The following is a 475-nucleotide window of genomic DNA, read 5'->3' as shown; positions in this document are numbered from 1 at the left end:
AGGTTGGCGTGTCGATGGCCAAGTTCGACGACAACTTCCTGACCGTGCTGCGCAACGGCATGATCGAGCAGGCCAAGGGTATGAGCGGCGTCGAGCTGCAGGTCGAGGACGCGCAGAACGACGTTGCCAAGCAGCTTGACCAGATCAAGAACTTCGCCGCTTCGGGCGTCGACGCCATCATCGTCAACCCGGTCGACACTTCGGCCACGCAGGCGATGTCGGATGCCGCCGCCGCAGCCAAGATCCCGCTGGTCTATGTCAACCGCGAGCCGGTCAACGTCGACACGCTGCCCGACAACCAGGCCTTCGTCGCCTCGAACGAAGCCGATTCCGGCACGCTCGAGACCAAGGAAGTCTGCCGCCTGTTCAAGGAAGCCGGCAAGAAGGAAGCCAATGTCTATGTGATCATGGGCGAGCTTTCCAACCAGGCCGCCGTGCAGCGCACCAAGGACATCGACGATGTGATCGCGACGCC

At 62.3% G+C, this 475-nt stretch carries 1 protein-coding gene; it reads left to right on the top strand.

The genetic code is table 11. From position 1 onward, the window contains the following. A partial coding sequence (locus tag EN969_RS34750) for a substrate-binding domain-containing protein (RefSeq protein ID WP_164758829.1) occupies window positions 1-475 on the top strand: 475 nt, incomplete at both ends.

Origin of the sequence: Mesorhizobium sp. M7A.F.Ca.CA.003.01.2.1 (assembly GCF_003998945.1) — a bacterium.
Taxonomy (GTDB): domain Bacteria; phylum Pseudomonadota; class Alphaproteobacteria; order Rhizobiales; family Rhizobiaceae; genus Mesorhizobium; species Mesorhizobium ciceri.
Note: the sequence above shows the minus strand (reverse complement) of the source record. Positions and strands in the feature narration are given on the sequence as shown.